The sequence below is a fragment of the Streptomyces sp. DSM 40868 genome, assembly GCF_011820545.1.
Classification (GTDB): domain Bacteria; phylum Actinomycetota; class Actinomycetes; order Streptomycetales; family Streptomycetaceae; genus Streptomyces; species Streptomyces eurythermus.
Genome location: NZ_CP050504.1, coordinates 944,452 through 969,216, shown reverse-complemented (window position 1 = coordinate 969,216; position 24,765 = coordinate 944,452). Strand labels below are relative to the sequence as shown.

Here is a 24,765-nt window from a genome sequence, read left to right as displayed (position 1 = left end):
CCGCGTGCCCTTCCCCGCGCCGGTTCCCGACCGGACGGGACGAGGTACCGCCGTACCGCTCAGCCCGCCGACGAGTGGGTCTCGGCCCAGCGGTCCGACAGCTTGGGGATGCGATGCTCCAGCATTTTCGACGGCAGCTCCGCACGGCTGGCCACCTGCAACTTGCGGTAGACCCGGGTGAGGTGCTGCTCCACCGTGCTGATCGTGACGTGCAGCCGGGTGCTGATCTCGCGGTTGGTGTAGCCGAGCGCGGCCAGCCCGGCGACCCGGCACTCGGCGTCGCTCAGGAGGGCCTGGCCGTCCTCGGACTCGGCGGTTTCGGGCCGTGCCGGGTCCTCCAGCAGGTGCGCGTCGACCGGCGACTCGATCCGGCAGGCCTCGGCCTCCCGGGCCGCCTGCCGGGCCACCAGCCGGGCCCGGGCGTACTCGCCGAGTTCGTAGTGCGCGGCGGACAGGTCGGCGTACGCCTGGGCCAGCGCGTAGCGGTCGCCGCACGTCTTGAGCAGGTCGATCGCCTCGCGCAGCAGCGTGGCCCGGCGGTGCGGCTTGCAGGTCGCGGCGAGCAGCCTCAGGGCCATGGCCCGGGCCCGGGAGCTGTGCCCGCCGGGCAGCCGCAGCTGTTCCTCGGCCCACTCGCGGGCCGTGCGGGCCTTGCCGATCCGCAGGTTGGCCAGGGCCAGGTCGGACCGCCAGGGGATGCCCTTCTGGAGGTTCGGGTTGCCCTCGCGCAGCAGCCGCCCGCAGGTCTCGAAGTCGCCCAGCGCCGCGAACGGCCGGTCGGTGGCGAGGTGGTGGTGGCCGCGGGCACGCAGGTACTGGATGCCGAACACGGTACGGAACATGGGCTCCGGCACATCGTGCTTGAGCAGTTCCTCGGCCTCGGCGTAGGAGCCGAGGGCGGTGTACGCGGAGATGGCCGTCGACAGCGGCAGGCCGATGAGCACTCCCCAGCTCTGGGCGCCCAGGAGGCCGAGCGCGTCGAGCGCGCCCTGCGACGCGGTGGTCACATCCCCCTGGAGCAGGGCTATCTCGGCCCGGATGGAGCCGAGCAGGGCCCGCCAGGTCGTCGCCCGGCGCTCCACGGCGCACTCCAGCAGCCCGTCGCAGGCGTCGGCGGCCAGCGCGGGCCGGTCGGCGTGGGCGATGGCCAGCAGGGACATCGCGACCAGTTCGAGGTTGAGATGGTCCAGCCGGTGTCCCTGCAGGGCCTGCGCGACGGCTGCCGCGGACTCGTCGGTGGCCTCGCCGCCGACCAGGGCCGCCACCCGGGAGGCCAGTCCGCCGGCGTCGGCGCGCACCGGGCGGGGGCGTGTGTCGAGGCCGGCGGCCGGGACACTCCTGCCGGGCAGCGCCACCCCGTAGAACCACTGCCGTACGAACTCCACCTCGGCGACGGTCTGCGCGTCGGCCGGCGACTGGACGCGTACGAGCGTGGCCACGGCCTTGGCCGCCAGCTCGGTGTCGCCCCGCCACAGCAGATAGCGCAGCACGGTGGCGGTGTCCCGCATGCTCAGCTCGCCGTCCAGCGCGGCCTCGCGCAGCGGCTCCAGATGGGGGCCGGCCGCCGCCGGGTTGGTACGCCACTGGGCGCGGGCCAGGGCCACCGACAGGGCGTGGCCCTCGCGCTGGTCGGCGCAGACGCGCAGGACCATGCCGAGATAGGCGGTGCAGCGCTCCACGTCGTCGGCGGCCAGCGCCTGTTCGGCGGCGGTGCGCAGCACCTCCGCGCCCCAGCGCGCCGGCACCAGGTCCGCGGCGTGCAGATGCCGTGCCACCTCGACGGCGGGGGCGCCGGAACGATACAGCAGATGGGCGATCCGGCCGTGCAGCTCGGTGCGGGCGCCGGTGTCCATGTCCTCCAGGACGGCCGCGGCGGCGGTGGGGTGCCGGAAGGCGTGCCCGTCCAGCAGGCCGGAGGAGTTGAGGACGGCGACGGCCTCCTGGGTGCCGGCGGGCGTGGTGCCGGCCAGCTCCGCGACGGCGGTGCCCGGCGCTGGGGCGCCGAGCGCGGCCAGGGCCCGGGCCACCCGGACCTGGCCGGCCTCGCCGCGGTGCAGCAGGGACAGCACGGCCTGGCGGTAGGCGGCGCCGGGGACGGGCGGGCCGATCTCGGGGCCGAGGCCGGCGCTGTCGTCCAGCAGGGCGTGCACGAGCAGCGGGCTGCCGGCGGTGGCCTGGTGGTAGGCGTCGCACACGGCTCCCGGCAGGGTGCGTCCGGCCTGGGCGGCGAGCAGTTCGCCGACGCTCGCCTCCGACAGCGGGGCCAGCCGGACCCGCCGGTGCGGCTGGCGCAGCAGCTCGGTGTGGGCGGCCGTGTGGAGCGCGCCGAGGTGCCCGGAGGTGGCGCACACCACGAGCACCCGCCGGGAGCGGCTGCGGCGCAGCAGGTGGACGACCGTCGTCAGGGAGTCCGGGTCCATGGCGTGGGCGTCGTCGAGGGCGATGACCAGCGGCCGTTCGCCGGGGACCAGGCGCAGCAGCGCCTCGGCCGCCTCGGCCGCCCGGGGTAGGGCGGACACGGGGAGGGGGTGGGGACCGGAGTCCCGGGGACGGCGGTCGAGTAATTGCCCGACCAGACTCATCGGCTGGGTCCGTTCCGCCGTACTGGCCGTACCGGTCAGTATGCGGGCGTCGGCACTGTGCAGCGTGGTGAGGAATTCGTGCAACAACTGGGTCTTGCCGGATCCGGGGCCCCCTGTGATGATCACGAGTCGGCCGTTTCCCCGTGCACTGTCGTCGAATGCCTCGGCCAGGGACTGGAGTTCTCTCGAACGGCCGAAGATATGCATCGTGCCTCTCCCCATGGATTCTGAATTCCGAATCGGATGTTCCGCTTGTCGCGTGATGGGTGGCGGCGGGGTGTCACGCGACAGTGCGTGGAGAGTTCACAAGGGCGGCGACGGCGTCGCAAAGGCGGCGCGCCGGAGCGGTTCGGGCCCTGGCGGACGGCTGCTGACCGGCGGCGCGGCGTGCGCGCGTCCGCCGGTGTGTTCCCTGCCTGCATCGCGAGAGGCGTTGCATCCTCTGGTCTCCCGTTTGCGCCGCGTACTGTGGACACCCCGCACGGGCTTTCGGCCAATAATTGGCTGAAATCCATGCGGGGTGTCTGCGGCTTTGCTGGTCGATCCCCGAATTAAAAGTTTAGAAACACATAGCAGACTGAAACGTTATCTGTCCAGATCAACGTTGTCAACTCTCGTCATGTGTCGGTCACTTATGGTCTCGTTATACCTCCTGCCTACTGGCCGGACGGTCCGCCGAGGCATCGTTTTACAGACCGTTTATTTACCGGATGATGAATGAAAGGAGCCGGGCACGGACGACCGTGAGATCGGTCACGTGAAAGCCTTTCCGCTGCCCGTTCGGGCACCGCCCCCGGCCCCGGGCGGGTCAGGGGAGGATCGAGTCGATGTACCCGCCGTCGACGCGCAGCGCGCCGCCGGTCGTCGCCGACGCCTGATCGGAGGCGAGATAGACGACCATGTGGGCGATCTCCTCCGGCTCGATCAGCCGCTGGAGCAGGGACTGCGGACGGTGCCGCCGCATGAACTCGCGCTGCGCCTCCTCCCAGGGCAGCTCCCGGTCGACCAGCTCGTATACGAAGTCCTCGACCCCGCCGGTATGGGTGGGCCCCGCGATGACCGAGTTCACCGTCACGCCCGTGCCCGCGGCCTTCTTGGCGAAGCCCCGGCCCACCGCCAGCAGGGCGGTCTTCGACATCCCGTAGTGGATCATCTCCGCGGGGATGACCACCGCCGAGTCGCTCGCCACGTACTGGACGCGGCCCCAGCCGCGCTCGGTCATGCCCGGCAGATACAGCCGGGTCAGCCGTACGGCGGCGAGGACGTTCACCTCGAAGTAGCGCCGCCACTCCGCGTCGGTGATCTCCAGCGGGTCGGCGGTGCCGAAGACGCCGAGGTTGTTGACGAGGATGTCCACCCGTGGCAGCAGCTCGGCGACCCGGGCCGCGCCCTCGTCGGTGGAGACGTCGGCGGCCACCGGTACCGGCTCGGCGCCGGGCACCTCCCGCGCCAGCGCCTCCACGCTCGCGGTCACCCGCCGCTCGTCACGGCCGTTGACGCCCACCCGGGCCCCGGCCCGGGCCAGCGCGACGGCGATGGCGGCACCGATGCCCTGCGTCGAGCCGGTGACCAGTGCGGTACGTCCTGTGAGATCGATGCGCATGAGGACACGAGTTCCCCCCGGCCCGTCGGCCTACCGTGGCGCGTGCCCGGCCACCACCGGCACCGGCAGGCGCACATTGATGAAGCCGGCCCGCCGCCGGTGCCACTTTCCCGGCGTGATTCCGCGCGCGGGCGTCAAGATCCCGTCAGCGCGGGGGCGCCGGGCGCCAAGGTCCCGTAAGGGACCGGTCGGGGGCGGCCGGTACCGGACACACCCTGGGGGCACCGCGCACCCGGTCCGCACACGGGACCGAAGAACGAAGGAGCACGCATCCATGTCCGTCCTGACCACCGGGCCCGGCGCCGCCCCCGCCGGCGAGGAGCCGCCCGATACCGGGGAACGGCACCGCCTGACCGCCGTCACCGGCCTGGCCGCGCTGTCCCTGGACGCGATGGCCTCCGTGGCGTACGGCCCGGAGGCCATCGCCCTGGTGCTGGCCGCCGCGGGCGCCCGGGGCCTGGGATTCACCCTGCCCGTCACCCTGGCCATCGCCGCGCTGCTCGCCGTACTCGTCGCCTCCTACCGGCAGGTGATCGCGGCCTTCCCCGACGGCGGCGGCTCGTACGCTGTGGCCAAGGCCCACCTGGGCACGCGCACCAGCCTGGTGGCCGCCGCCTCACTGGTCCTGGACTACGTCCTGAACGTGGCCGTCGCCGTCACGGCGGGCGTTGCCGCGCTGACGTCCGCCTTCCCCGCCCTGTACGGCGCCCGGCTGTGGCTGTGCCTCGCCGTGCTCGCCCTGGTCACGGGCGTCAACCTGCGGGGCATCGCGGAGTCGGCGAAGGCGTTCGTCGTGCCGACCGTCGTCTTCGTGGGCGCCGTCCTCGCGCTGATCGTCGTGGGGCTGTTCCGGTCCGCCCCGGTCAGTACGGCGACCGCGGCCGGACATGCCTCTGTGGTCGCGGACAACGCCGGCGGGGTCGGGGCGCTGCTCCTGCTCAAGGCCTTCGCCTCCGGGTGCAGCGCTCTGACCGGAGTCGAGGCCATCGCCAACGCCGTCCCCTCCTTCCGCGCCCCCCGGGTGCGGCGGGCACAGCGCGCGGAGACCGCCCTCGGCGCCGTCCTCGGCCTGATGCTGATCGGCCTGGCCGTGCTGATCGGCCGCTTCCACCTCCAGCCGGTCGCGGGCGTGACGGTCCTCGCCCAGCTCGCGGACGCCTCCCTCGGCCACAACGGGGCTTTCTACGTCCTGCAGTTCGCCACCATGATCCTGCTGGCGCTGTCCGCGAACACCTCCTTCGGCGGCCTGCCGGTGCTGCTGAAGCTGCTCGCCCGGGACAACTACCTGCCGCACGTCTTCGCGCTCAAGGCCGACCGGCAGGTGCACCGGCACGGCGTCCTGGCCCTCGCCGCGGTCTCGGCGGGCCTGCTGGTCTTCTCGGGCGGTGACACCAACACGCTGGTGCCGCTGTTCGCGATCGGGGTCTTCGTCGGCTTCACCGTCGCCCAGGTGGGCATGGTCCGGCACTGGCGCCTGGAGCGAGGACCCGGATGGCGCGGGAAGGCCCTGCTCAACGGCCTCGGCGCGCTGCTCACCGGCGTCTCGGCCGGCGTGGTCACGGCGAGCAAGCTCACCGAGGGTGCCTGGCTGGTGGTCGTGGCGCTGCCCCTGCTGGTCGCCGCGTTCGTCGCCGTGCACCGGGCCTACCACCGCATCGGGGAGCGGCTCGGCCTCGGCCGCGTCCCGGAGCCCCCGCACCGCGAGCGCTCGCTGGTGATCGTCCCGGTGTCCTCGCTGTCCCGGCTGACCTCCGAGGCGCTGACGGCCGCCGTCTCCCTGGGCGACGAGGTCCGGGCCGTGACCGTGTGCCACCCGGACCCGGAGGACCGCGCCGCGCTGCACGCCCTGGAGCGGTCCTGGGCCGCGTGGGACCCCGGGGTGCCGCTGGTGCGGCTGAGCTGCGCCCGGCGCGGCCTCGGCCGGCCGATCGCCGCCTACGTCCGGCAGGTGACCGCCGCCCAGCCCGGCACCCGGGTCACCGTGCTGATCCCGGAGACCGAGCCGGAGCGGTTGTGGCAGGGGCTGCTGCAGAACCAGCGGGGCGCGGTCGTCGCGCACGCCATGCGCCGGGAGACGGACGCGGTGATCTGCCGCCTGCGCTTCCGGCCGTCCTGAACGCCTGGGAACACGCGATCGGCCGCCGGTGACGACCGCTAGCCGTAAGAGAACCGTCAAAGACGCGGGCGAGGCCGTAAGAGAGGCGTCAACAAGCGGCCGGATCCGGCCAGAGAGGCGCTTTCCTCGTACTCGTCCGTTTCCACCGAACCTCACTCCAGGAGTTCGCGATGGCCGATCTGGCCTTCGTCCTCACCGTGCTCGCCGGTTTCACGCTGGTGGCTCTCGTCGCCAAGGGGGTGACGAAGCTGTGACCGCCGAGAACATCGCCGGCCTGGTCGTGGCCGTCGCCCTGCTGGGCTATCTCGTCCTCGCCCTGATCTTCCCGGAGAGGTTCTGAGCACGCACATGGGTCCCGTACTGGCAGGCGTGCTCCAACTGCTCGCCCTGGTGGGCGCGCTGGCGCTCGTCCACATCCCCTTCGGCAACCACATGGCCCGGGTCTACTCCTCCGAGAAGCACCTGCGGGCGGAGAGGTGGATCTACCGGGGCATCGGCGCCGACCCGGACGCCCGGATGACCTGGCCCGCGTATCTGCGCGGTGTGCTGGCCTTCTCGCTCGCCGGTGTCCTCTTCCTCTATCTGCTCCAGCGGCTCCAGGGCGTCCTGCCCGGCTCGCTCGGCTTCTCCGCGGTCACTCCCGCGCAGTCGTTCAACACGGCCGTGTCGTTCGTGACCAACACCAACTGGCAGTCGTACGCGGGCGAGCAGACCATGGGCCATGTCGTGCAGACCGCCGGCCTGGCCGTGCAGAACTTCGTGTCGGCCGCCGTGGGCATGGCGGTGGCGGTCGCGCTGGTGCGCGGCTTCGCCCGGACGCGCTCCGGCGAACTGGGCAACTTCTGGGCCGACCTGGTGCGCGGCACCCTGCGGATCCTGGTGCCCGTCGCGGCCCTCGCCGCCGTGGTGCTGGTCGCGTGCGGTGCGCTGCAGAACTTCTCCGGCGTCCACGAGGTCGGGCAGTTCATGGGCGGCCGGCAGCAGTGGGGCGGCGGCGCCTACGCCTCGCAGGAGGCCATCAAGGAACTGGGCACCAACGGCGGCGGCGTCGCCAACGCCAACAGCGCCCACCCGTTCGAGAACCCGACCCCGTTCACGAACCTGCTGGAGATCTTCCTCATCCTGGTGATCCCCTTCTCGCTGACCCGCACCTTCGGCGTACTGGTCGGCAACGTGCGGCAGGGGTACGCGATCCTCGGCACCATGGCCGGCATCTGGCTGGGCTTCACCGCGCTGATGATGTGGACCGAGTTCGCCCACCACGGCCCGGCGCTCCAGGCCGCGGGCGGGGCGATGGAGGGCAAGGAAGTCCGCTTCGGCATCGGCGGCTCGTCGATCTTCGCGGTGTCGACCACGCTCACGTCGACCGGTGCGGTGGACTCCTTCCACTCCTCCTTCACGGGCCTGGGCGGCGGCATCACGATGCTCGGCATGATGCTGGGCGAGATCGCGCCCGGCGGTGTCGGCTCCGGCCTGTACGGCATGCTGATCATGGCGGTGATCGCGGTGTTCATCGCCGGCCTGATGGTCGGCCGGACACCCGAGTACCTGGGCAAGAAGATCGGCGCCCGCGAGATGAAGCTGGCCGCCTGCTACATCCTCGTCACCCCGGCACTGGTACTGGTCTTCACCGCGGCCTCCCTCGCCCTGCCGACCCCGCCGCACTCGATGCTCAACCCGGGCGCGCACGGCTTCTCCGAGGTGCTGTACGCGTTCACCTCGGCGTCGAACAACAACGGCTCGGCCTTCGCCGGGCTGAACGCGAACACCGACTGGTTCAACACCATGACGGGACTCGCCATGCTGCTCGGCCGCTTCCTGCCGATGGTGTTCGTGCTGGCACTCGCCGGCTCGCTGGCCGGGCAGCGGCCCGTCCCGGTGACGGCGGGCACCCTGCGCACCGAGAAGCCGCTGTTCACCGGCCTGCTGGTCGGCGCCATCCTGATCATCACCGGTCTCACCTACTTCCCGGCCCTGGCACTGGGCCCGCTCGCGGAGGGCCTGGCGTGATGAGCACCGACGTACACGAGCAAGAGGACTCGATGTCCACTCCCACCCTCGCGCCCCACCACGACACACCGACGGGGCACCAGACGGCCGAGAGCCGCGTCCGAGCGGGCCTCTTCGACCCCCGGCAGCTCGTCAAGTCGCTGCCGGACGCCTTCCGCAAGCTCGACCCGCGGGTGATGGTCAAGTCGCCCGTGATGTTCGTGGTGTGGATCGGCTCCGTGCTGACCACGGCCTTCTCCCTGAAGGACCCCGGCGACTGGTTCGGCTGGACCATCAGCGCCTGGCTGTGGCTGACCGTGTTGTTCGCCAATCTGGCGGAGGCGGTCGCCGAGGGCCGGGGCAAGGCCCAGGCCGACACCCTGCGCAAGGCCAAGACCGACACCGTCGCCCGCCGGCTGCTGCCGGACGGCGCCGAGGAACGGGTCCCCGGCACCGGGCTGACCGTCGGCGACCTGGTGGTCTGCGAGGCCGGGGACGTCATCCCCGGTGACGGGGACGTGGTGGAGGGCGTCGCGTCCGTGGACGAGTCGGCCATCACCGGCGAGTCCGCGCCGGTCATCCGCGAGTCCGGCGGCGACCGCAGCGCCGTCACGGGCGGTACGAAGGTGCTGTCGGACCGGATCGTCGTCAGGATCACCACCAGGCCCGGGGAGACCTTCATCGACCGGATGATCGGCCTCGTGGAGGGCGCGGCCCGGCAGAAGACGCCGAACGAGATCGCGCTGAACATCCTGCTGGCCTCGCTGACCATCGTGTTCCTGCTGGCCTGCGCCACCCTGCCGCCGTTCGCCGACCACGCCGGCACCCATCTGACGATGGTGGTGCTGGTCGCCCTGCTGGTCTGCCTGATCCCGACCACGATCGGCGCCCTGCTCTCCGCGATCGGCATCGCGGGCATGGACCGCCTCGTGCAGCGCAACGTGCTGGCCATGTCGGGGCGTGCGGTCGAGGCCGCCGGTGATGTCTCGACGCTGCTGCTCGACAAGACCGGCACCATCACCCTCGGCAACCGGCAGGCCGCCGAGTTCGTGCCGGTGCGCGGCACCACGGAGGCGGAGGTCGCGGACGCCGCCCAGCTGTCGTCGCTGGCCGACGAGACCCCCGAGGGCCGCTCCGTCGTCGTCCTGGCGAAGGAGAAGTACGGGCTGCGGGAACGGCACCGCGGCGAACTCGTCGGCGCCGAATGGGTCGCCTTCACCGCCCAGACCCGTATGTCCGGCGTGGACGTCGACGGCCGCAGGGTCCGCAAGGGCGCCACCGCCTCGGTCATCGCCTGGGTGGAGGAGCGGGGCGGCACGGTCGCCGAGGACGCGGACCGGATCGCCGACCGGATCTCCGCGGCCGGCGGCACCCCGCTGCTGGTCGCGGTGGAGGACGCGGACGGCGCCCGGGTGCTCGGCGTCATCCACCTCAAGGACGTCGTCAAGGAGGGCATGCGCGAGCGGTTCGGGGAACTGCGCCGCATGGGCATCAGAACGGTCATGATCACGGGTGACAACCCGCTGACCGCCAAGGCCATCGCCGAGGAGGCGGGCGTGGACGACTTCCTCGCCGAGGCCACCCCCGAGGACAAGATGGCCCTCATCAAACGGGAACAGGCCGGCGGCAGGCTGGTCGCGATGACCGGCGACGGCACCAACGACGCGCCGGCCCTCGCCCAGGCGGACGTCGGCGTGGCCATGAACACCGGCACGTCGGCCGCCAAGGAGGCCGGCAACATGGTCGACCTCGACTCCAACCCGACCAAGCTGATCGAGATCGTCGAGATCGGCAAGCAACTCCTCATCACCCGGGGCGCGTTGACGACGTTCTCCATCGCCAACGACTTGGCGAAGTACTTCGCGATCATCCCGGCGCTGTTCGCGGCGGTCTACCCGGGCCTGGACAAGCTGAACATCATGCACCTGTCCTCGCCGGACTCCGCGATCCTGTCGGCGGTCGTGTTCAACGCGCTGATCATCGTCGCGCTGGTGCCGCTGTCCCTGAAGGGCGTGCGGTACCGGCCGATGAGCGCGGACCGGATGCTGCGCCGCAACCTCGGGATCTACGGCGTCGGCGGCCTGATCGCGCCGTTCGCCGGCATCAAGCTCATCGACCTGCTCGTCTCTCTGATCCCCGGGATCGCGTGAAGGACATGAAGAACTCCGTTGTGAACACCGGCCGTCTGCTCGGCGCCGGCCTGCGCGCACTGCTGGTGTTGACCGTGCTCACAGGCGTCCTCTATCCGCTGGCCGTCACAGGCGTGGCCCAGGCGCTCTTCCCCGGCGCGGCCAACGGCTCCGAGATCAAGGCGGACGGCAAGGTCGTCGGCTCCTCCCTGATCGGTCAACAGGGCTACAGCCTCCGGTACTTCCAGCCCCGCCCGGCACACGGACTGGCCGAGAACTCGGTCAACACCCAATACCGGCTGCTCGTGTCCGGGGCGACCAATCTCGCCGCCGACAACAAGGAACTGCTCCGGCAGGTCGAGGACGCCAGGGCCGAGGTCGTCCGGGACAACTCGGTGCCCGGCCACCCCGTCAGCCCCTCGGGCGTCCCCGCCGACGCCGTCACCTCCTCCGGCTCCGGCCTGGACCCGGACATCTCCCCGGCCTACGCCGCACTCCAGGTGCGCCGGGTCGCCGCGCGCAACCACCTGCCCGTCACCGCGGTACGCGAACTGGTCACGGACCACACCGAGGGGCGCACGCTGGGATTCATCGGCGAACCACGCGTGAACGTCCTGGAGTTGAACATCGCGCTCAAGGACCTCACGGCCAGGCGGTGACGGCCCCGCACGACCGCACGGAAGCCGGCGGCACCACGGCGCGTCCCGGTGCCGCCGGCTCCCGCGGCCATGACAGGAAAGGTGCACACCCATGACCCGGGTCCTCGTCGTGGAGGACGACCCGCAGCTCGTACGGGCCCTCGTGATCAACCTCCGGGCCCGCCGGTACGGCGTCGACACGGCCCCCGACGCAGCCACCGCGCTCCGCCTCGCGGCCGCCCGGCGGCCCGACGTCGTGCTGCTGGACCTCGGCCTGCCCGACATGGACGGCGTCGACGTGCTCAGGGCCCTGCGGGGCTGGACCCGTGTGCCCGTCCTGGTCCTGTCCGCCCGGCAGGCCTCGGACGAGAAGGTCGCCGCACTGGACGCCGGCGCCGACGACTACGTCACCAAGCCGTTCAGCATGGACGAGCTGCTCGCCCGGTTACGGGCCGCCGTGCGCCGCACCGAGGAGGCACCGCCGGTGCCGGAGCCGACCGTGGTGGAGACGGAGGCCTTCACCATCGATCTGTGCGCGAAGAAGGCCGTACGCGACGGCCGGGAGGTCCGCCTCACCCCCACCGAATGGCATCTGCTGGAGATCCTGGTCACCCGCCCCGGCCGGCTCGTCACACAGAAACGGCTGCTCCAGGAGGTCTGGGGAGTCTCCCGCGGCGACAAGAGCAACTACCTGCGCGTCTACATGGCCCAGCTGCGACGCAAACTGGAGACCGACCCCTCCCGCCCCCGCTACCTGATCACCGAACCGGGCATGGGCTACCGCTTCGAAGCCTGACCCCCGCGCTCGCGCGCCCGGCGGCGCGCGGGCCCCGGGCGGACACGGTCCAGTACGGCACCGGCACCCGTCACCACGGCGACGACCGTACGGCCGGGGCGCGGGCTACCGGCTCCGCGCCCACCAGGCCGGCGAGACGTTCAACGACCAGATGTCGCCCGCCTGGTGGAGCTGCGGATCGTGGACGTCGTGATCACCGTCGCCGTACGGGTCGGGGTCGTCGACGACGAAGACGCGGACGCCGGACTCGGGCACGCGGTAGCGGTGCACGTCGCCCGAGAGGTCGTCGGGCTCGACCGTGCACCCCAGGGCGAGGATCCCGGCCCGCACCTCCTCGAACCGGACGCGGGGCGCGAACTCCCCGTACGCCCGCGCCAGGGCCGGCGGCACCGCTTGGCCGTGGATCAGCCGGTGCGCCTGCACGCTGATCCCGAAGCAGGACAGGGGCCCGCCGTCCGCCGAGAAGGAGACCTCCACCAGCCCGTAGTCCCGGCGCAGCAGCCCCGTGCCGGGATCCTTCAGACAGTCCGCCCCCAACACCGCTGTCCAGGCACCGGGACCGGACCCGATCCCCACCCCGAGCACCTCGCCGCGCGTGGCCACATGAGCGCAGAAGTCCACACCGGACACCGACCGGTCTCCCGCACCGGGGCCGCCCGCACCCGTCGTCGTCATCGGCGCGCAAGCGTCCGCGGATCGACGGCCCAGTGGTTGGCCCGGATCACCCGGCCCGCGAAATCCACCTCGGTCTCTCCCCGGAAGCGGAAGCCGACGGACCGGCAGACGCCGTTCGACGCCGCGTTGCCGATCGCCGGGAACGCGTGCACCACGCCCCAGCGGTCCTGGTCCCGGGCCTGCTCCAGCAGCGCCCGCACGGCACGCTTGCCGAGCCCGCGCCCCTGGAACTCCGGCAGCACCATCCACCCGATCTCGGAGAGCGGCCCGTCACCGGTGTCGTGGGACCAGATCGTCACCGTGCCCGCAACCACGTCGGGACGGGCCGGGTCGGGAACGATCATCTTGATCCACGCCTGTCCGGCCGCCGCCTGCCGGACATCCCGCCCGACCTTGTCCGCCATCCCCTCGCGGGGCAGGGGCCCGCCGAGGTCGGCCATCATCACGGGATCGCACCGCATCCGGACATAGGCATCGACATCACCCGGTGACACGTCGCGCAACCGCACAAGCCCCTCCTTCGTCGTGTCAGGATCGTCGCACGTCCCGGTGGGGCCGCCGGAACGGGGTCACGGGGCGGTGAGGAGGACCAGTCGGCCGGTGGCCCGGGTCATGGCGACGTAGCGGTCCACCGCTCCCTGGACACCGGTGCCGAAGCGGTCCGGGTCGACGAGGACGACCAGGTCGAATTCGAGACCCTTCGTCAGCTCCGGCGGCAGCGAGCGGACCCGGGACGTCCCCGGGAACGAGGGGTCGCCGATGACACAGGCGATCCCGTCGGCGTGTGCGGCGAGCCAGGTGTCCAGCACCGGGCGCAGGTCCGCGACCGACCCGTGGACCACGGGAACCCCGCTGCGGCGCACGGACACAGGCACGTTGGCGTCGGGCAGCGCGGCCCGGATGACCGGCTCGGCCTCCGCCATGACCTCCTCCGGCGTCCGGTAGTTCACGCTCAGGGAGGCCAGCCGGATCCGGTCGAACCCCACCCGTTCGAGCCGCTCCCGCCACGACTCCGTGAACCCGCGCCTGGCCTGCGCCCGGTCCCCGACGATGGTGAAGCTCCTCGACGGGCACCGCTGGAGCAGCATCTGCCACTCGGCGTCGGTCAGTTCCTGTGCCTCGTCCACCACGATGTGCGCGAACGGCCCGGCGAGCAGGTCGGGGTCGGCCGACGGCAGTTCGGACTCGTCCACCAGGCTGACCTTCGCGTCCTCGCCGCGCAGCATCCGCACCAGGCCCTCACCGTCGTCCCCGTCGGCCCCGGAGGTCGCCACGGCCTCTATCAGGTTGTCGACGACCTGCGCCATGCGCTCCCGCTGCGCCGCGAGGACCGCCACGCGCCGCCGTTCGCGCCGCGCCACGTCCGGGTCGCCGAGCCGCTGCCGTGCCGCGTCCAGCAGCGGCAGGTCCGACACCGTCCACGCCTGGGCGTCCGCGCGCTGCAACCGCCGGACCTCGTCGCGGTCCAGCCAGGGCGCGCACAGCCGCAGATAGGCGGGCACCGTCCACAGGTCCCCGACCAGGTCGGCCGCCTCCAGCAGCGGCCACGCCCGGTCGACGGCTGCCAGCAGCTCCCGGTTCGCCCGCAGCGACCTGCGCAGCAACTCGGGCGGGGCATCACCGTCGTGCTTGTCCTGAAGGATCGTCAGCAGCTCCTCCAGCACCTGCTCGCGGGCCTCGTTGTGCGGCGTGCCCGGTTCCGCCGCGTCGAACGCCGCCGCCCAGTCGTCGGCGCTCAGCCGGATGTCGGACCAAGGGGTGGTGACCGTCATGCCCTCGGCGGGCGGCTCCTCGTAGAACCTCACGGCCGTCTCGATCGCCCGCACCATCCGCGCGGACGACTTCAGCCGGGCCACCTCCGGGTCGGCCTCGGCCACCGCTTCCGCTCCCTCGGCGACGAGGTCCCGCAGCGTGCAGGTCTGCACGCCCTCCTCGCCGAGGCTGGGCAGCACATCGGAGACGTAGGACAGGTACGGCCGGTGCGGGCCGACGAACAGCACCCTGCCCCTGCGGTGCCCGAGCCGGGGGTCGGCGTACAGGAGGTAGGCGGAACGATGCAGGGCGACGACGGTCTTGCCGGTGCCCGGACCGCCGTCCACGACGAGCGCGCCCCGGGAGCCCGCCCGGATGATGGCGTCCTGGTCGGCCTGGATGGTGCCGAGCACATCCCGCATCCGCTCCGAACGGCTGCCGCCGAGACCGGCGATGAACGCGGACTGGTCGTCCAGCGCGGCGTGCCCCACCAGGCCCTCGGCGGTGAACACCTCGTCCCAGTAGTCACCGATCCGGCCGTTCGTCCAGCGGTACCGGCGGCGGCTCGCCAGGCCCATCGGGTTGGCGTGGGTGGCCCCGAAGAACGGCTCGGCCGCGGGGGAGCGCCAGTCCACCAGCAGCCGCCGGCCCGTGCTGTCGGTGAGGCCGAGCCGTCCGACGTACACCGGCTCGGGGTCGTCCGCGGAGACCATGCGCCCCAGGCACAGGTCCAGGCCGAAGCGGCGCAGCGTGCGCAGCCGGGCGGTCAGCCGGTGGATCTCCGCGTCCCGGTCCATCGCCTGCCGGCCGGTGCCGCCGGGCGCCCTGCGTTCGGCGTCGAGACGGGCGGACAGCTCGGCGATCGACTGTTCCAGACACTCCGCGATCGCCGCGAAGTGCCGTTCGTCGTCGGCGATCAGCGCCGGATCGGCCTTGGCGGACAGCCGGTCGGGAAGGTCGAAGGCGCTGGTGGTCAGGTGGGGTGTCACGTGGGTGTCTCCGATGTGGCCGCGGGTTCGGCCGGGTAGGGGTCGGGACGTCGGGGGAGTCGGGGCCGGCCGTCGAGCCGGAGGGGACTGGTGGTCGAACCGGCCGTGACCGGCGATTCTGTCAGCGGGGAGTGGCGGCCCGGTCCGCCGGGAATCACGGTTCCGTCAGCAGCGAGCGGCAGTTGTGCCGGCCGGACTGGCGATTCCCGTGAGCGGGGAGCAGCGGTCGTATCCGCCGGGCCGATGGTTCTGCCGGCCGGAAGTGGCGCCGTCGAGCAGCAGTCGCGCCGCCACCGACGCCCCGTCCGTGCGGACCCGGCCCGCCACGGCGGTCGCCCGCGCGCGGGTTCCGGGGGCGAGCGCCGTGCGGAGCGCCGCCGACAGCGAGGCGACGGTGGGGGCGGGGCCGTCGTGGGCCGCGCCGATGCCCAGTTCGGCGACCCGTCCCGCCCAGTACGGCTGGTCGGCCACCTGGGGCACCACCACCTGGGCCGCTCCGGCCCGGGCGGCCGTCGTCGTGGTGCCCGCGCCGCCGTGGTGCACGACGGCGGCCACCCGGGCGAACAGCGCCTGCTGGTTGACCTCCCCGACCTCGAAGCAGTCGTCCAGGTCGCCGCCGGGGGACAGCTCCGCCCAGCCGCGTGCCAGGACCACGCGGCGGCCCTGCGCGCGGACCGCCTCGACGGCGACCCGGGCCATGTCCGCCGCCGCGTGCAGGGGCATGCTGCCGAAACCCACGTAGACCGGCGGGGCGCCGGCGTCGAGGAACGCCATCAGGCCGGCGGGGAGCGGTCGCGTGTCGGGCAGGATCCACGCGCCGGTCTGTACGACGTCGAGGTCCGCCGTCCCGTGCCACGGGTCCAGGAACGGATCGCTCGCCAGCCAGGGCCGGTCGCCCACGACGTAGGCGCGGACGTCGTCCACCGGCGGCAGGCCGAGCGACGCCCGGTTGGTGTCGAGCGCCTCGCGGAACAGCGCGTTGACGTTCTGGGCGTCCAGTTCCCACAGCGCCTGGTGATCGGTCACCTCCGGCGGGAGCGGGCGGCCCGGGTACGCCAGCGGCCGGCGGTGCGGCGCGGGCAGGGTGAGCTGCTGGAAGGTGACGGACACCGAGGGGATGCCCAGTTTCTCGGCCACCGACAGCGCGCCCGCGGCGGCGGGCAGCGCACCGGTCGCCACCAGCAGATCGCAGCCCTCGGCCGCCTCGGTGACCGGCCCGAGCTGCCCGGCGATCAGCCGGGCCGCGCGCTCGGGCAGGGAGGAGGGGGACGGCGCCGCCCGCGTCAGCGCGCGGGCCGAGGGACCGACCGGGACCAGCGGCACGCCGACGTCGGCCAGTCGCCGCGCGAAGTCCTCGTCCGGCGGCGCGCACACCCGCACCTGGGCGCCCTGCTCACGCAACCGGACCGCGAGCCCCGCCAGCGGTTCCACGTCCCCACGTGACCCATAGGTCGACAACAGCACACGCACTTCGCAGAACTCCAATTTCGGTGGCTTCCCGGCTCAGGCCGACGATTCTGCGGTACGAAGGGGGCCTTGCCGCAAGGCCCCCTGTGCGCTATAAGTTGAGAGTGGCAAGGAGTGGGTGACCTCCTTGCCTTTGGTTTTTCTCCCCTCAGCGGCCGTGCTCTCGGGCCGCGTGGTCCCGTTCCGTCCTGGCCCAGGCGACATGGCCGTCCGGGCGGATCAGCGCGGCACGCACCCCGGCCCAGGCCGCCGGCGGCCCGAGAAGGGCGCCGGTGTGCCGGACGGCGCCCGGCGCCGAGGGTCCGGCGGGCAGGTCCCCGGCGAGGTCGAGCAGGAGCGGGCGGCCCGGGCGCAGCAGGGAGAACAGCCCCTCGGAGCCCTCGACGGCCAGGTCCGGGGCGCGGGTGCCGGTGAGCGGATGGGCGGCCGGGTCTTCGGGAGGATAGCCGTCGGCGAGCCCGGAGACCCGTTCGGCCAGTGTCGCGTTGAGGGCCGGCTGGGCGGCCAGCAGTGCGCTCAACTCCGCGCGCAGCGCGAGCCCTTCCGGTGAGAAGGCCGTCATCAGGGCGGTCTGGGCGCGGCTGCTCTCCAGCAGGCGGGCGCCCACCGGGTGCCGCTCGTCGTGGTAGGAGTCCAGCAGCGTCTCGTCGGCCCGGCCGGCGAGGACGGCCGCGAGCTTCCAGCCGAGGTTGTGCGCGTCCTGGATGCCCACGTTCATGCCCACCCCGCCGGTGGGGAAGTGCTGGTGGGCGGCGTCCCCGGCGAGCAGTACCCGCCCGTCGCGGTAGCGCTCGGCCTGCCGGGTGGCGTTGCCGAAGCGGGAGAGCCAGACGGGGTCGCGCAGCCCGAAGTCCCGCCCGGCGATCGCCCGTACCTTGGCCCGCAGTTCGTCCAGGGTGAGATCGCCCGGCCAGGTGGCGGTCAGGTCGTCCGGGGTGATGCCGACCAGCCGGGTCGTCCCGCCGGGCAGCGGTACGGCCATCAGCCCGCCGGACGGACCGCAGACACTGAAACCGGGCGGCGGGGGGCTGTCCAGCCGTACGTCCCCGAGGAAGCCCAGGACGGTGGCGGGCGTGCCGGGGAAGCCGATGCCGGCCGCCGCGCGGACGGTGCTGCGCACTCCGTCGCAGCCGACGGCGTACGCGGCCCGCAGTTCGTACGGCCCCTCGGGGCCCTGTATGCGTACGGTCACCGCGCCCGGCAACTGGGTCAGGCCGGTGACGCGGTGTCCGCGCAGGAGGCGCACGCCGAGCGCGAGCGCACGCTCCTCGAGGAACTCCTCCGTCCTGGCCTGCGGGAGCGCCAGGGTGTACGGGAACGGGGTGTCCAGCGCCCGGAAGTCCAGCCGGGCGTCGAGCCCGCCGAAATGGCCGCTCGGGATGGGAGACCCCGCCTCCAGGAAGGGACCGTGGGCACCCCGGGACGCCAGGATCTCCAGGGTGCGCGGATGCACGGTGAGCGCCCTGGACCGCTGGTCGCGCTCCCGGCGTTCCTCCACGACGGTGACCGTGACCCCGCCCAGCCGCAGTTCGGCGGCGAGCCAGAGCCCGACGGGACCTCCTCCGGCGATGACGACCTGCTGTTCCACGCCTGCCTCCTTCTTGGTCAGTGACCAATAGTCGTGGGTGCAGTAAACTAGGTCAGTGACCAAGAAGCAAGCGGATGCGGAGCGCGGCCCCCGGCTCGACGCCGGCGCGGTGGTACGCACGGCCCTGGAACTGCTGGACGAGAACGGGCTCGACGCCCTGTCCACCCGAGCGGTCGCCGACCGGCTCGGGGTCCGGATGAACACCGTGCTGTGGCATGTGAAGACCAAGGCCCGGCTGCTGGAGCTGATGGCGGACGCCGTCGTCGGACAGGCCCCCCTCGACCGCCTGCCCGACGCCTGGGACGACCGGGCGCGCGAACTCGTCCGCCGGTACCGCCAGGCCCTGCTCGCCCGCCGTGACGGCGCCGCCCTGGTGACCGGCACCTACCCCGCCGAGCCGCACACCCTGCGCTTCGCCGAGGCACTCGTCGGCGCCCTGCTCGACGGCGGCATGACCGAACGCGAGGCGGCCTGGACCATGTGGGCCCTGGTCTACTTCACGCTCGGCCTGGCCCAGGAGGAACAGTCGGCCGCCGCCCGGCCCCGGGACGGAAGCCTGGCCCGGGCGGTCTCCGCGGACACCCACCCCGCCCTGTACCGCACCCTGGCCCACCTGGGCGCGGAATCCTTCGACGCCCGCTTCGAGTTCGGCCTCGACGCGATCCTCGCCCGGGGCTGAGGTCAGGCGGGTGTCCGCGGCACCGGCACCGCACCGGCACCCGGACCCCGCAGCGGAGACAGCAGGTTGGGCAGGGCGCTCAGCGTCATGCCCACGGCCCCGGTCCACAGGGTGGCCGTGGCACCGAACACGGCACCCGAGACCCCGCCCAGCACCCCGCCCAGCGGAATACCGGCCCAGGACACGAAGCGCGCCGTCGCGCTCGTCCGGCCCAGCAACCGGTCCGGCGTCAGGGCCTGTTGCAGGCTCGACTGGGCCACGACCCGGACGACCCCGCCCAGCGAGAGAGCCGCGAGCCCGGCCGCGGCCGCGTACAGGCTCCAGCCCGGCCGCGCCACCGGCATCAGGGCGGTGAGCGGGCAAGTGGCCAGGGACGCCAGCCAGATGACCCGGCCCTGCCCCACGCGCGCCGAGATCCTGGCGGCCAGCAGCGCGCCCAGCAGGGCACCACAGCCCATCCCGGACAGCACCAGGCCGATGCCCGACGGTGTCAGGCCGGCCTCACGCGTCAGGAACACCAGCAGCATGCTCTGGTACAGGACCAGGAACAGGTTGAACACCGCGTCGCCCAGCACGACCGCACGCAGGACCGGGTGCCCGAACACGAACCGCACCCCTTCCCCGATCTCCCGGCCCAGCCGGGGAGCCGGGCCCGGTTCCGGCCGCGGCTCGCGGGTCCGGACGGTGAGCGCGAGCAGTCCCGACACGGCCATCCCGGCCGCACTCGCCCACAGTGCCGCGGGGGCTCCCGCCAGACCGGCCAGCGGCCCGGCCACCGTCGGCCCGCCGATACTCGTCACCGAACGCACCGCCGACAGCTTCGCGTTGCCCTCCAGGAGCCGGCCGCGCCCCACCACGTGCGGAAGGAAACCGGCGTAGGCGACATCGAAGAACACGGTCAGCACTCCATGGACCAGGGCGACCGCGTAGAGCCAGCCGATGGTGAGCGTCCCCGCCCACCACGCCACCGGAACCGTCGACAGGACCAGCGCCCGCAGCAGATCGGCGCCGGCCAGCACCGGCCGTTTCCGCGTACGGTCCACCCACGCTCCGGCCGGCAGCCCGACCAGCAGCGAACCCGCCGTGGTCGCCGCGGCCAGCAGCCCGAGTCGGAACTCGTCGGCGTGCGTCGCCTCCAGCGCGGCCAGCGGCAGCGCCAGGAACACGATGCGGTCGCCCAGTTGACCGAGCGCGGTGGCGGCGAAGAGCCGCCCGAAGTCCGGGTCGCGCAGCAGCCCGAGCCGGGACGCCTTGGACATACGAGTCTCCCGTCACCGTCCGTGGAAAGGCCGTTGCCGTGTCCGCGCGGCCTACGGCCGCTCGACGCCGAACTCGTAGACCACTTCCCGGCGCGCGTCCGGGATGACGATGTCGGCGGTCTCCACCGGGCGTCCGTCCGTGGCGAAGATGGTCCGTTCGATCCGCAGCACCAGGTCCCCGAGGCCGATCCCCAGCAGGTGCGCCTGCTCCCGGGTGGCGCGGGCCGGACGCGGCACCTCCACCACGGTCTCGACGACCACCCCGATGGACCGCATGCGCGCGACCACGCCCTTGCCCGCCAGCGGGCCCGTCTCCGGCAGCACGACGGGTGTGCCGCCCGTCAGGGCCATCGGCTCCCACGACTCGGACAGCTGCACGGGCTGTCCTCCGGCCAGGAACTCGTAGTGGGTGGTCACGCACAGGTCGCCCACGCCGACGGCCAGTCGCCCGGCGATGTCCTCGGGAGCGGGCACACGTACCACGCTGTGCGCGTCCCAGGCGTCGGCCCGGCCCCGCTCCCCGGTGCCGGCGGGGGCGGCACCGCGTCGTTCCCGGTGCCGGGAGCGCACCAGCCGCAGGCGTTCGCGCGGCACCCGCACATAGGTGCCCGAACCGGCCCGCCCCTCGAGGAGACCCTCGATGATCAGACGGTCCATCGCCCGCTGTACGACGTTGCGTCCGACCCCGTACTCCCGCGCGAGCCGGGCCCGGGACGGCAGCCGTTCCCCGACACCCCACTCTCCCGCGAGAATCCGCGCGCGCAGCACGTCGGCCATCGCGAGATACGGCGCCTGTCGTGGCATGGGTCGTCCTCCGGTGAGTCCGTCGCCCGACGACCGGCGGTGCCGGCGGGCGTCGCCCGGAAAACTAGTGCACCCGGTCAAAGCTGCTGGAGCAGCATGACGCAGGGCATCCGGGCGCCGGGGGAGGACGGCTCAGGAGGCGGGCGGTCCGATCTCCCCCGCGAACACGATGACCTGGTCGATGAGGTTACGCCGCAGATGGACGACGTCCGTCCCCGCCAGGCGGGGGCCTCCGTCGGGCAGGGTGAAGACCCACTGGTAGCGGGCCCATTCGTCGGGCATGTCCACCGCCGAACAGCGCACCATCGTGCCGGCCCCCGCCGGGTGGCGCCGGATGTCCCGCACGAACCGCTCGACCGCCTCGATCCCCTCACTGCGCCCGAGCGGCCCCCAGAAGACCACGTCCGGGGTCAGGGCCTGGGAGAGCAGAGCCGTCACATAGGTGTCGTCCGAGGCGTTGAACGCGGAGATGAACGTGTCGATCGCGGACCGCGCGGTCTCTTCCTGCATGCACCAGTAATACCAGCAGGGCGGGGAGACCCGCGGCCGTCCCCGCGAACCCGCGGGTCATCCGGTCACAGGCCCATGACGTCGAACAGGAGGGACGGATCCGGCTCCGTCGCCCGGTCCAGGGTCTGCTCGGCCCAGATGACCTTCCCCCGCGCCGCGTAACGGGTCCCCCACAGGTCCGCGAACTGGGAGACGAGGAACAGCCCCCGGCCCCCTTCGTCGGTGCTGGCCGCGCGCCGCAGCCGGGGGGAGGTGTTGCTGCCGTCCGACACCTCGCAGACCAGGGTGCGGCCCAGCAGCAGCCTGACCCGCACGGGCGGGGCGCCGTAGCGGATCGCGTTGGTCAGCAGTTCGCTGAGGATGAGTTCGGTGGCGAACGCCGTCTCCTCCAGCCCCCATTCGGCCAGCCGCCGGCTCACCTCGCCCCGTACCCGGGGCACGGCCGTCACGTCGAACGGCACGTCCCAGGTCGCCACGCAGGACGGGTCGAGCCGCCGGGTCCGGGCGACCAGCAGGGCCACGTCGTCGCTGGGGCGCTCGGGCAGCATCCGCTCCACCAGGGCGCGGCAGGTCTCCTCCGGTGTCCGGTCCGCGTGCGCGACGGTCGAGGAGAGCAGCGCCAGGCCCTCGTCGACGTCCCGGCCCCGGCTCTCGATCAGACCGTCGGTGAACAGGACGAGCCGGCTGCCCTCGGGCAGTTCCAGCTCGCCGGTCTCGAAGGGGTGGCCGCCCACCCCCAGGGGCGGCGACAGGGGAAGGTCCGGGAAGGTCACCCGGCCCTCCGGATCCACCACGGCGGGCGCCAGATGCCCGGCGCGGGAGACGGCGCAGCGCCCGCAGACCGGGTCGTAGACGGCGTACAGACAGGTGGCGCCGGTGAGCGGCACATGGTCGTCGTCGGCGGTCGCGGTCTGCGAGTCCAGCCGGTTCACCATCTCGTCCAAGTGCCCGAGCAGCTCGTCCGGAGTGAGGTCCAGCGACGAGAAGTTCAGCACGGCCGTGCGCAGCCGCCCCATGGTCACCGCGGCCTGCATCCCGTGGCCCACGATGTCCCCGACGACGAGCGCCACCCGGAACCCGGGCAGCGGGATGACGTCGAACCAGTCGCCGCCCACGCCCGCGCGGGCCGGCAGATACCGCGACGCGATCTCCAGCACGTCCTGCTCAGGCAGCCCCACCGGCAGCAGACTGCGTTGCAGCGTCACCGCCATCTCGTGCTCACGGGCGTACCGGCGGGCGTTGTCGATGGCCACGGCGGCCCGGGCGACCAGCTCCTCGGCCACCGCGACGTCCTCCTCCTCGAACCGGGGAGAGCCCGCGCCCCGCCAGAAGTCGGCCATGCCGAGGATCACCCCGCGGGCCCGCAGCGGCACCGTGATCAGCGAGTGGATGCCGTAGTCCAGTGCCCGCTCGGCCCCGCCGGTGTCCCGCGCCCGCCAGTCCTGGGCGGTGCGCAGGTCCGGCACCAGGACGGCCTTGCCGCGGCGCAGTGCCGCCGCCATCGGGGTGTCGGCCATCACGAACCGGATCACCTCGCCCACCGGCTGCAACGGGTGCCCGGTGTGCGTGGTGCGCAGCGCGGTACGGCGCATCTCGCGGACCGCGCTCGTGGGCTCCTCGCCGCGCAGCACCGAGTCCAGCAGCTCCACGGTGACGAAGTCGGCCATGCGCGGCACCGCCACCTCCGACAGCTCCTCGGCGGTGCGCCGCACGTCGAGCGTGGTGCCGATCCGCGTGCCCGCCTCGTACAGGAACGACAGCCGGCCCCGCGCCAGCTCGGCCTGCCCCGACAGGGCCAGCAGCTCCGTGGTGTCACGGAAGGTGGCCACGAGCCCCGGAGCGCCGCCGTACGGGGCGGTGGGCCGGATGTTCACCGCCAGCAGCCGGTCACCGGCCTGGACGACCTCGTCGGACGCGGCCTCGCCCGCCTCCAGCAGCCGGGTCGGCCCCGGCCCCAGCCCCAGCTCCCGCACCTGCCGCCGGTCGGCGTCCCGGGGCAGGTCCAGCAGCCGGCGCGCCTCGTCGTTGGCGAGCAGCACCCGCCCGTCGCCGCCGAGGATCAGCACCCCTTCGCGCACGGCGTGCAGTACGGCGTCGTGGTGCTCGTACATCCGGGTCATCTCGGCCGGGCCGAGCCCATGGGTCTGCCGCAGCAGCCGGCGGCTGACCAGGGCGGCGCCTCCGGTCGCCAGGACCAGCGCCCCGGCCGCCGTGCCGAGCAGCAGCGGCAGCTGACGGACGAGGACGTCGCCCACGTTCTCGTACTCGATCCCCGCCGTGACGACGCCGACCACGCGTCGGCTCGGGTCCGTCACGGGGACGAGGGCGCGCACCGCGTCGGCCGGCCGGCCGTGGAAGGTTTCGGTGAACGACTCTCCCAGGAGCGCCCGGCCGACCCCCTGGGCCTTGGTGCCGATCAGGGCGGGGTCCCGGTCGGTCAGCCGGACCCCCCGCTTGTCCAGCACGGCGACGAAGTCGACGCCGGAGCCCTTGCGCACCTGTTCCGCCACCGGCTGGAGCCGGGCCGTCGGATCCGGCGAGCGCAGTGCCTGTGCCGTGCCGGGGGCGTGCGCGAAGGCCTCGGCCACCGCAAGCGACCGGTCCCTGGCGCTGCGCTCGGCGTCGTACAGCCCCTGCACCACCAGGGCGGCGGCTCCCACCGCGACCAGCAGCAGCATGATCAGCGCCTGGAACAGGAAGACCTGCGCGGCGAGGGTGCGGACGCTCAGGGACGACGGGATCCGGCGCCCGCGAAACGGCCACGGCACTCGTCGACGGGGCGGATCGGAGGCCCACCGGGTGCCGGGCGGCGGCACCGCTTTCGCCCTTGGACGGCGGAAACGTCCGCTCATCTCCCTTTTCTAGCACTGCGGCTCGGTGACCGGCGACCGCTGTGCGCCGGCCGCGCGGGATGTCGCCACGGCGGCGTCGGCCGGGCGGGTGAGGGGGCGCGGGGCCGGGCCTGCTCCGGACGGATGGCGGACGGCGCCCGTCCGCCGCGGGAGGGCCGGACCCGGGCATGCTGGGTTTCGTACCGGCCGGGGCGGAAACATGCCGCTGAGCGGAGCAATCGCCGGTGTGCCGCGCACGGGCGCACCAGGCTGGGGACCTTGTCGTGCGCTGCTGTGACAGGAGTCCGTGTGCGAAGACCACGTATGCCGAAGCCTGGACATACCGGTCGGGAGCCGG

18 protein-coding genes are annotated in these 24,765 nt (G+C 73.1%); 7 read left to right on the top strand and 11 right to left on the bottom strand.

Annotation, left to right across the window (positions count from 1 at the left end; all coding sequences use genetic code 11):
* Positions 1–59: 59 nt before the first annotated feature.
* Both HB370_RS04325 and HB370_RS04320 read right to left on the bottom strand, forming a co-directional pair.
* Positions 60–2,789: a LuxR family transcriptional regulator gene (locus tag HB370_RS04325; protein ID WP_030793734.1), complete on the bottom strand. Its 2,730-nt coding sequence runs from the start codon at positions 2,787–2,789 to the stop codon at positions 60–62.
* A gap of 601 nt (positions 2,790–3,390) precedes the next feature.
* On the bottom strand, positions 3,391–4,185 hold the full coding sequence (locus HB370_RS04320) for an SDR family oxidoreductase (protein WP_030793737.1): 795 nt from the start codon (positions 4,183–4,185) through the stop codon (positions 3,391–3,393).
* A gap of 274 nt (positions 4,186–4,459) precedes the next feature.
* Here HB370_RS04320 and HB370_RS04315 point away from each other — a divergent pair, with 274 nt between their 5' ends.
* From HB370_RS04315 to HB370_RS04290, 6 genes are all read left to right on the top strand, one after another.
* Complete coding sequence (locus HB370_RS04315) at positions 4,460–6,301, top strand: APC family permease (protein WP_030793740.1); 1,842 nt, start codon at positions 4,460–4,462, stop codon at positions 6,299–6,301.
* Between the two features lie 250 nt (positions 6,302–6,551).
* Complete coding sequence (kdpF, locus tag HB370_RS04310; protein WP_037655415.1) at positions 6,552–6,641, top strand: K(+)-transporting ATPase subunit F; 90 nt, start codon at positions 6,552–6,554, stop codon at positions 6,639–6,641.
* 8 nt (positions 6,642–6,649) lie between these two features.
* Complete coding sequence (gene kdpA / locus HB370_RS04305; protein WP_030793743.1) at positions 6,650–8,311, top strand: potassium-transporting ATPase subunit KdpA; 1,662 nt, start codon at positions 6,650–6,652, stop codon at positions 8,309–8,311.
* Positions 8,311–10,440: a potassium-transporting ATPase subunit KdpB gene (gene kdpB, locus HB370_RS04300; protein ID WP_030793746.1), complete on the top strand. Its 2,130-nt coding sequence runs from the start codon at positions 8,311–8,313 to the stop codon at positions 10,438–10,440. The genes kdpA and kdpB overlap by 1 nt, the downstream gene beginning before the upstream one ends.
* Positions 10,441–10,445: 5 nt before the next feature.
* A complete protein-coding gene (locus HB370_RS04295; RefSeq protein ID WP_030793750.1) occupies positions 10,446–11,078 on the top strand; it encodes a potassium-transporting ATPase subunit C in 633 nt (210 codons plus the stop codon).
* Between the two features lie 91 nt (positions 11,079–11,169).
* Positions 11,170–11,853 carry a response regulator gene (locus HB370_RS04290; protein WP_030793753.1) on the top strand — a complete coding sequence of 228 codons (684 nt, stop codon included), beginning with the start codon at positions 11,170–11,172 and terminating at the stop codon, positions 11,851–11,853.
* Positions 11,854–11,958: 105 nt separating this feature from the next.
* Here the strand turns inward: HB370_RS04290 and HB370_RS04285 are convergent, their stop codons facing one another.
* The 5 genes from HB370_RS04285 to HB370_RS04265 all read right to left on the bottom strand — a co-directional run bounded on the left by HB370_RS04285 (position 11,959) and on the right by HB370_RS04265 (position 18,324).
* Complete coding sequence (locus HB370_RS04285) at positions 11,959–12,528, bottom strand: hypothetical protein (protein ID WP_051816189.1); 570 nt, start codon at positions 12,526–12,528, stop codon at positions 11,959–11,961.
* On the bottom strand, positions 12,525–13,037 hold the full coding sequence (locus tag HB370_RS04280; RefSeq protein WP_030793759.1) for a GNAT family N-acetyltransferase: 513 nt from the start codon (positions 13,035–13,037) through the stop codon (positions 12,525–12,527). Before HB370_RS04280 ends, HB370_RS04285 begins: the two co-directional genes overlap by 4 nt.
* 60 nt (positions 13,038–13,097) lie before the next feature.
* Positions 13,098–15,269, bottom strand: coding sequence for an RNA polymerase recycling motor ATPase HelR (gene helR / locus HB370_RS04275; protein WP_030793764.1), 2,172 nt, complete (start codon positions 15,267–15,269; stop codon positions 13,098–13,100).
* Between the two features lie 165 nt (positions 15,270–15,434).
* On the bottom strand, positions 15,435–16,739 hold the full coding sequence (locus tag HB370_RS04270) for a glycosyltransferase (protein ID WP_078637815.1): 1,305 nt from the start codon (positions 16,737–16,739) through the stop codon (positions 15,435–15,437).
* A 145-nt stretch (positions 16,740–16,884) separates the two neighbouring features.
* Complete coding sequence (locus HB370_RS04265; protein WP_030793769.1) at positions 16,885–18,324, bottom strand: FAD-dependent monooxygenase; 1,440 nt, start codon at positions 18,322–18,324, stop codon at positions 16,885–16,887.
* A gap of 55 nt (positions 18,325–18,379) precedes the next feature.
* Here HB370_RS04265 and HB370_RS04260 point away from each other — a divergent pair, with 55 nt between their 5' ends.
* Positions 18,380–19,003 (top strand): TetR/AcrR family transcriptional regulator C-terminal domain-containing protein, encoded by a 624-nt coding sequence (locus HB370_RS04260; RefSeq protein WP_030793772.1) that lies wholly within the window; start codon positions 18,380–18,382, stop codon positions 19,001–19,003.
* 2 nt (positions 19,004–19,005) lie between these two features.
* Here HB370_RS04260 and HB370_RS04255 read toward each other — a convergent pair whose 3' ends face one another.
* The 4 genes from HB370_RS04255 to HB370_RS04240 form a co-directional block, all read right to left on the bottom strand.
* On the bottom strand, positions 19,006–20,262 hold the full coding sequence (locus HB370_RS04255) for an MFS transporter (RefSeq protein WP_030793775.1): 1,257 nt from the start codon (positions 20,260–20,262) through the stop codon (positions 19,006–19,008).
* 51 nt (positions 20,263–20,313) lie between these two features.
* Entirely contained in the window at positions 20,314–21,066 is a 753-nt protein-coding gene (locus tag HB370_RS04250) for a GntR family transcriptional regulator (protein ID WP_030793778.1), read from the bottom strand.
* Between the two features lie 132 nt (positions 21,067–21,198).
* On the bottom strand, positions 21,199–21,576 hold the full coding sequence (locus HB370_RS04245; protein WP_030793781.1) for a nuclear transport factor 2 family protein: 378 nt from the start codon (positions 21,574–21,576) through the stop codon (positions 21,199–21,201).
* Positions 21,577–21,641: 65 nt separating this feature from the next.
* Positions 21,642–24,254, bottom strand: a complete 2,613-nt coding sequence (locus HB370_RS04240; RefSeq protein WP_244406004.1) for a SpoIIE family protein phosphatase — start codon at positions 24,252–24,254, stop codon at positions 21,642–21,644.
* Positions 24,255–24,765 lie beyond the last annotated feature (511 nt).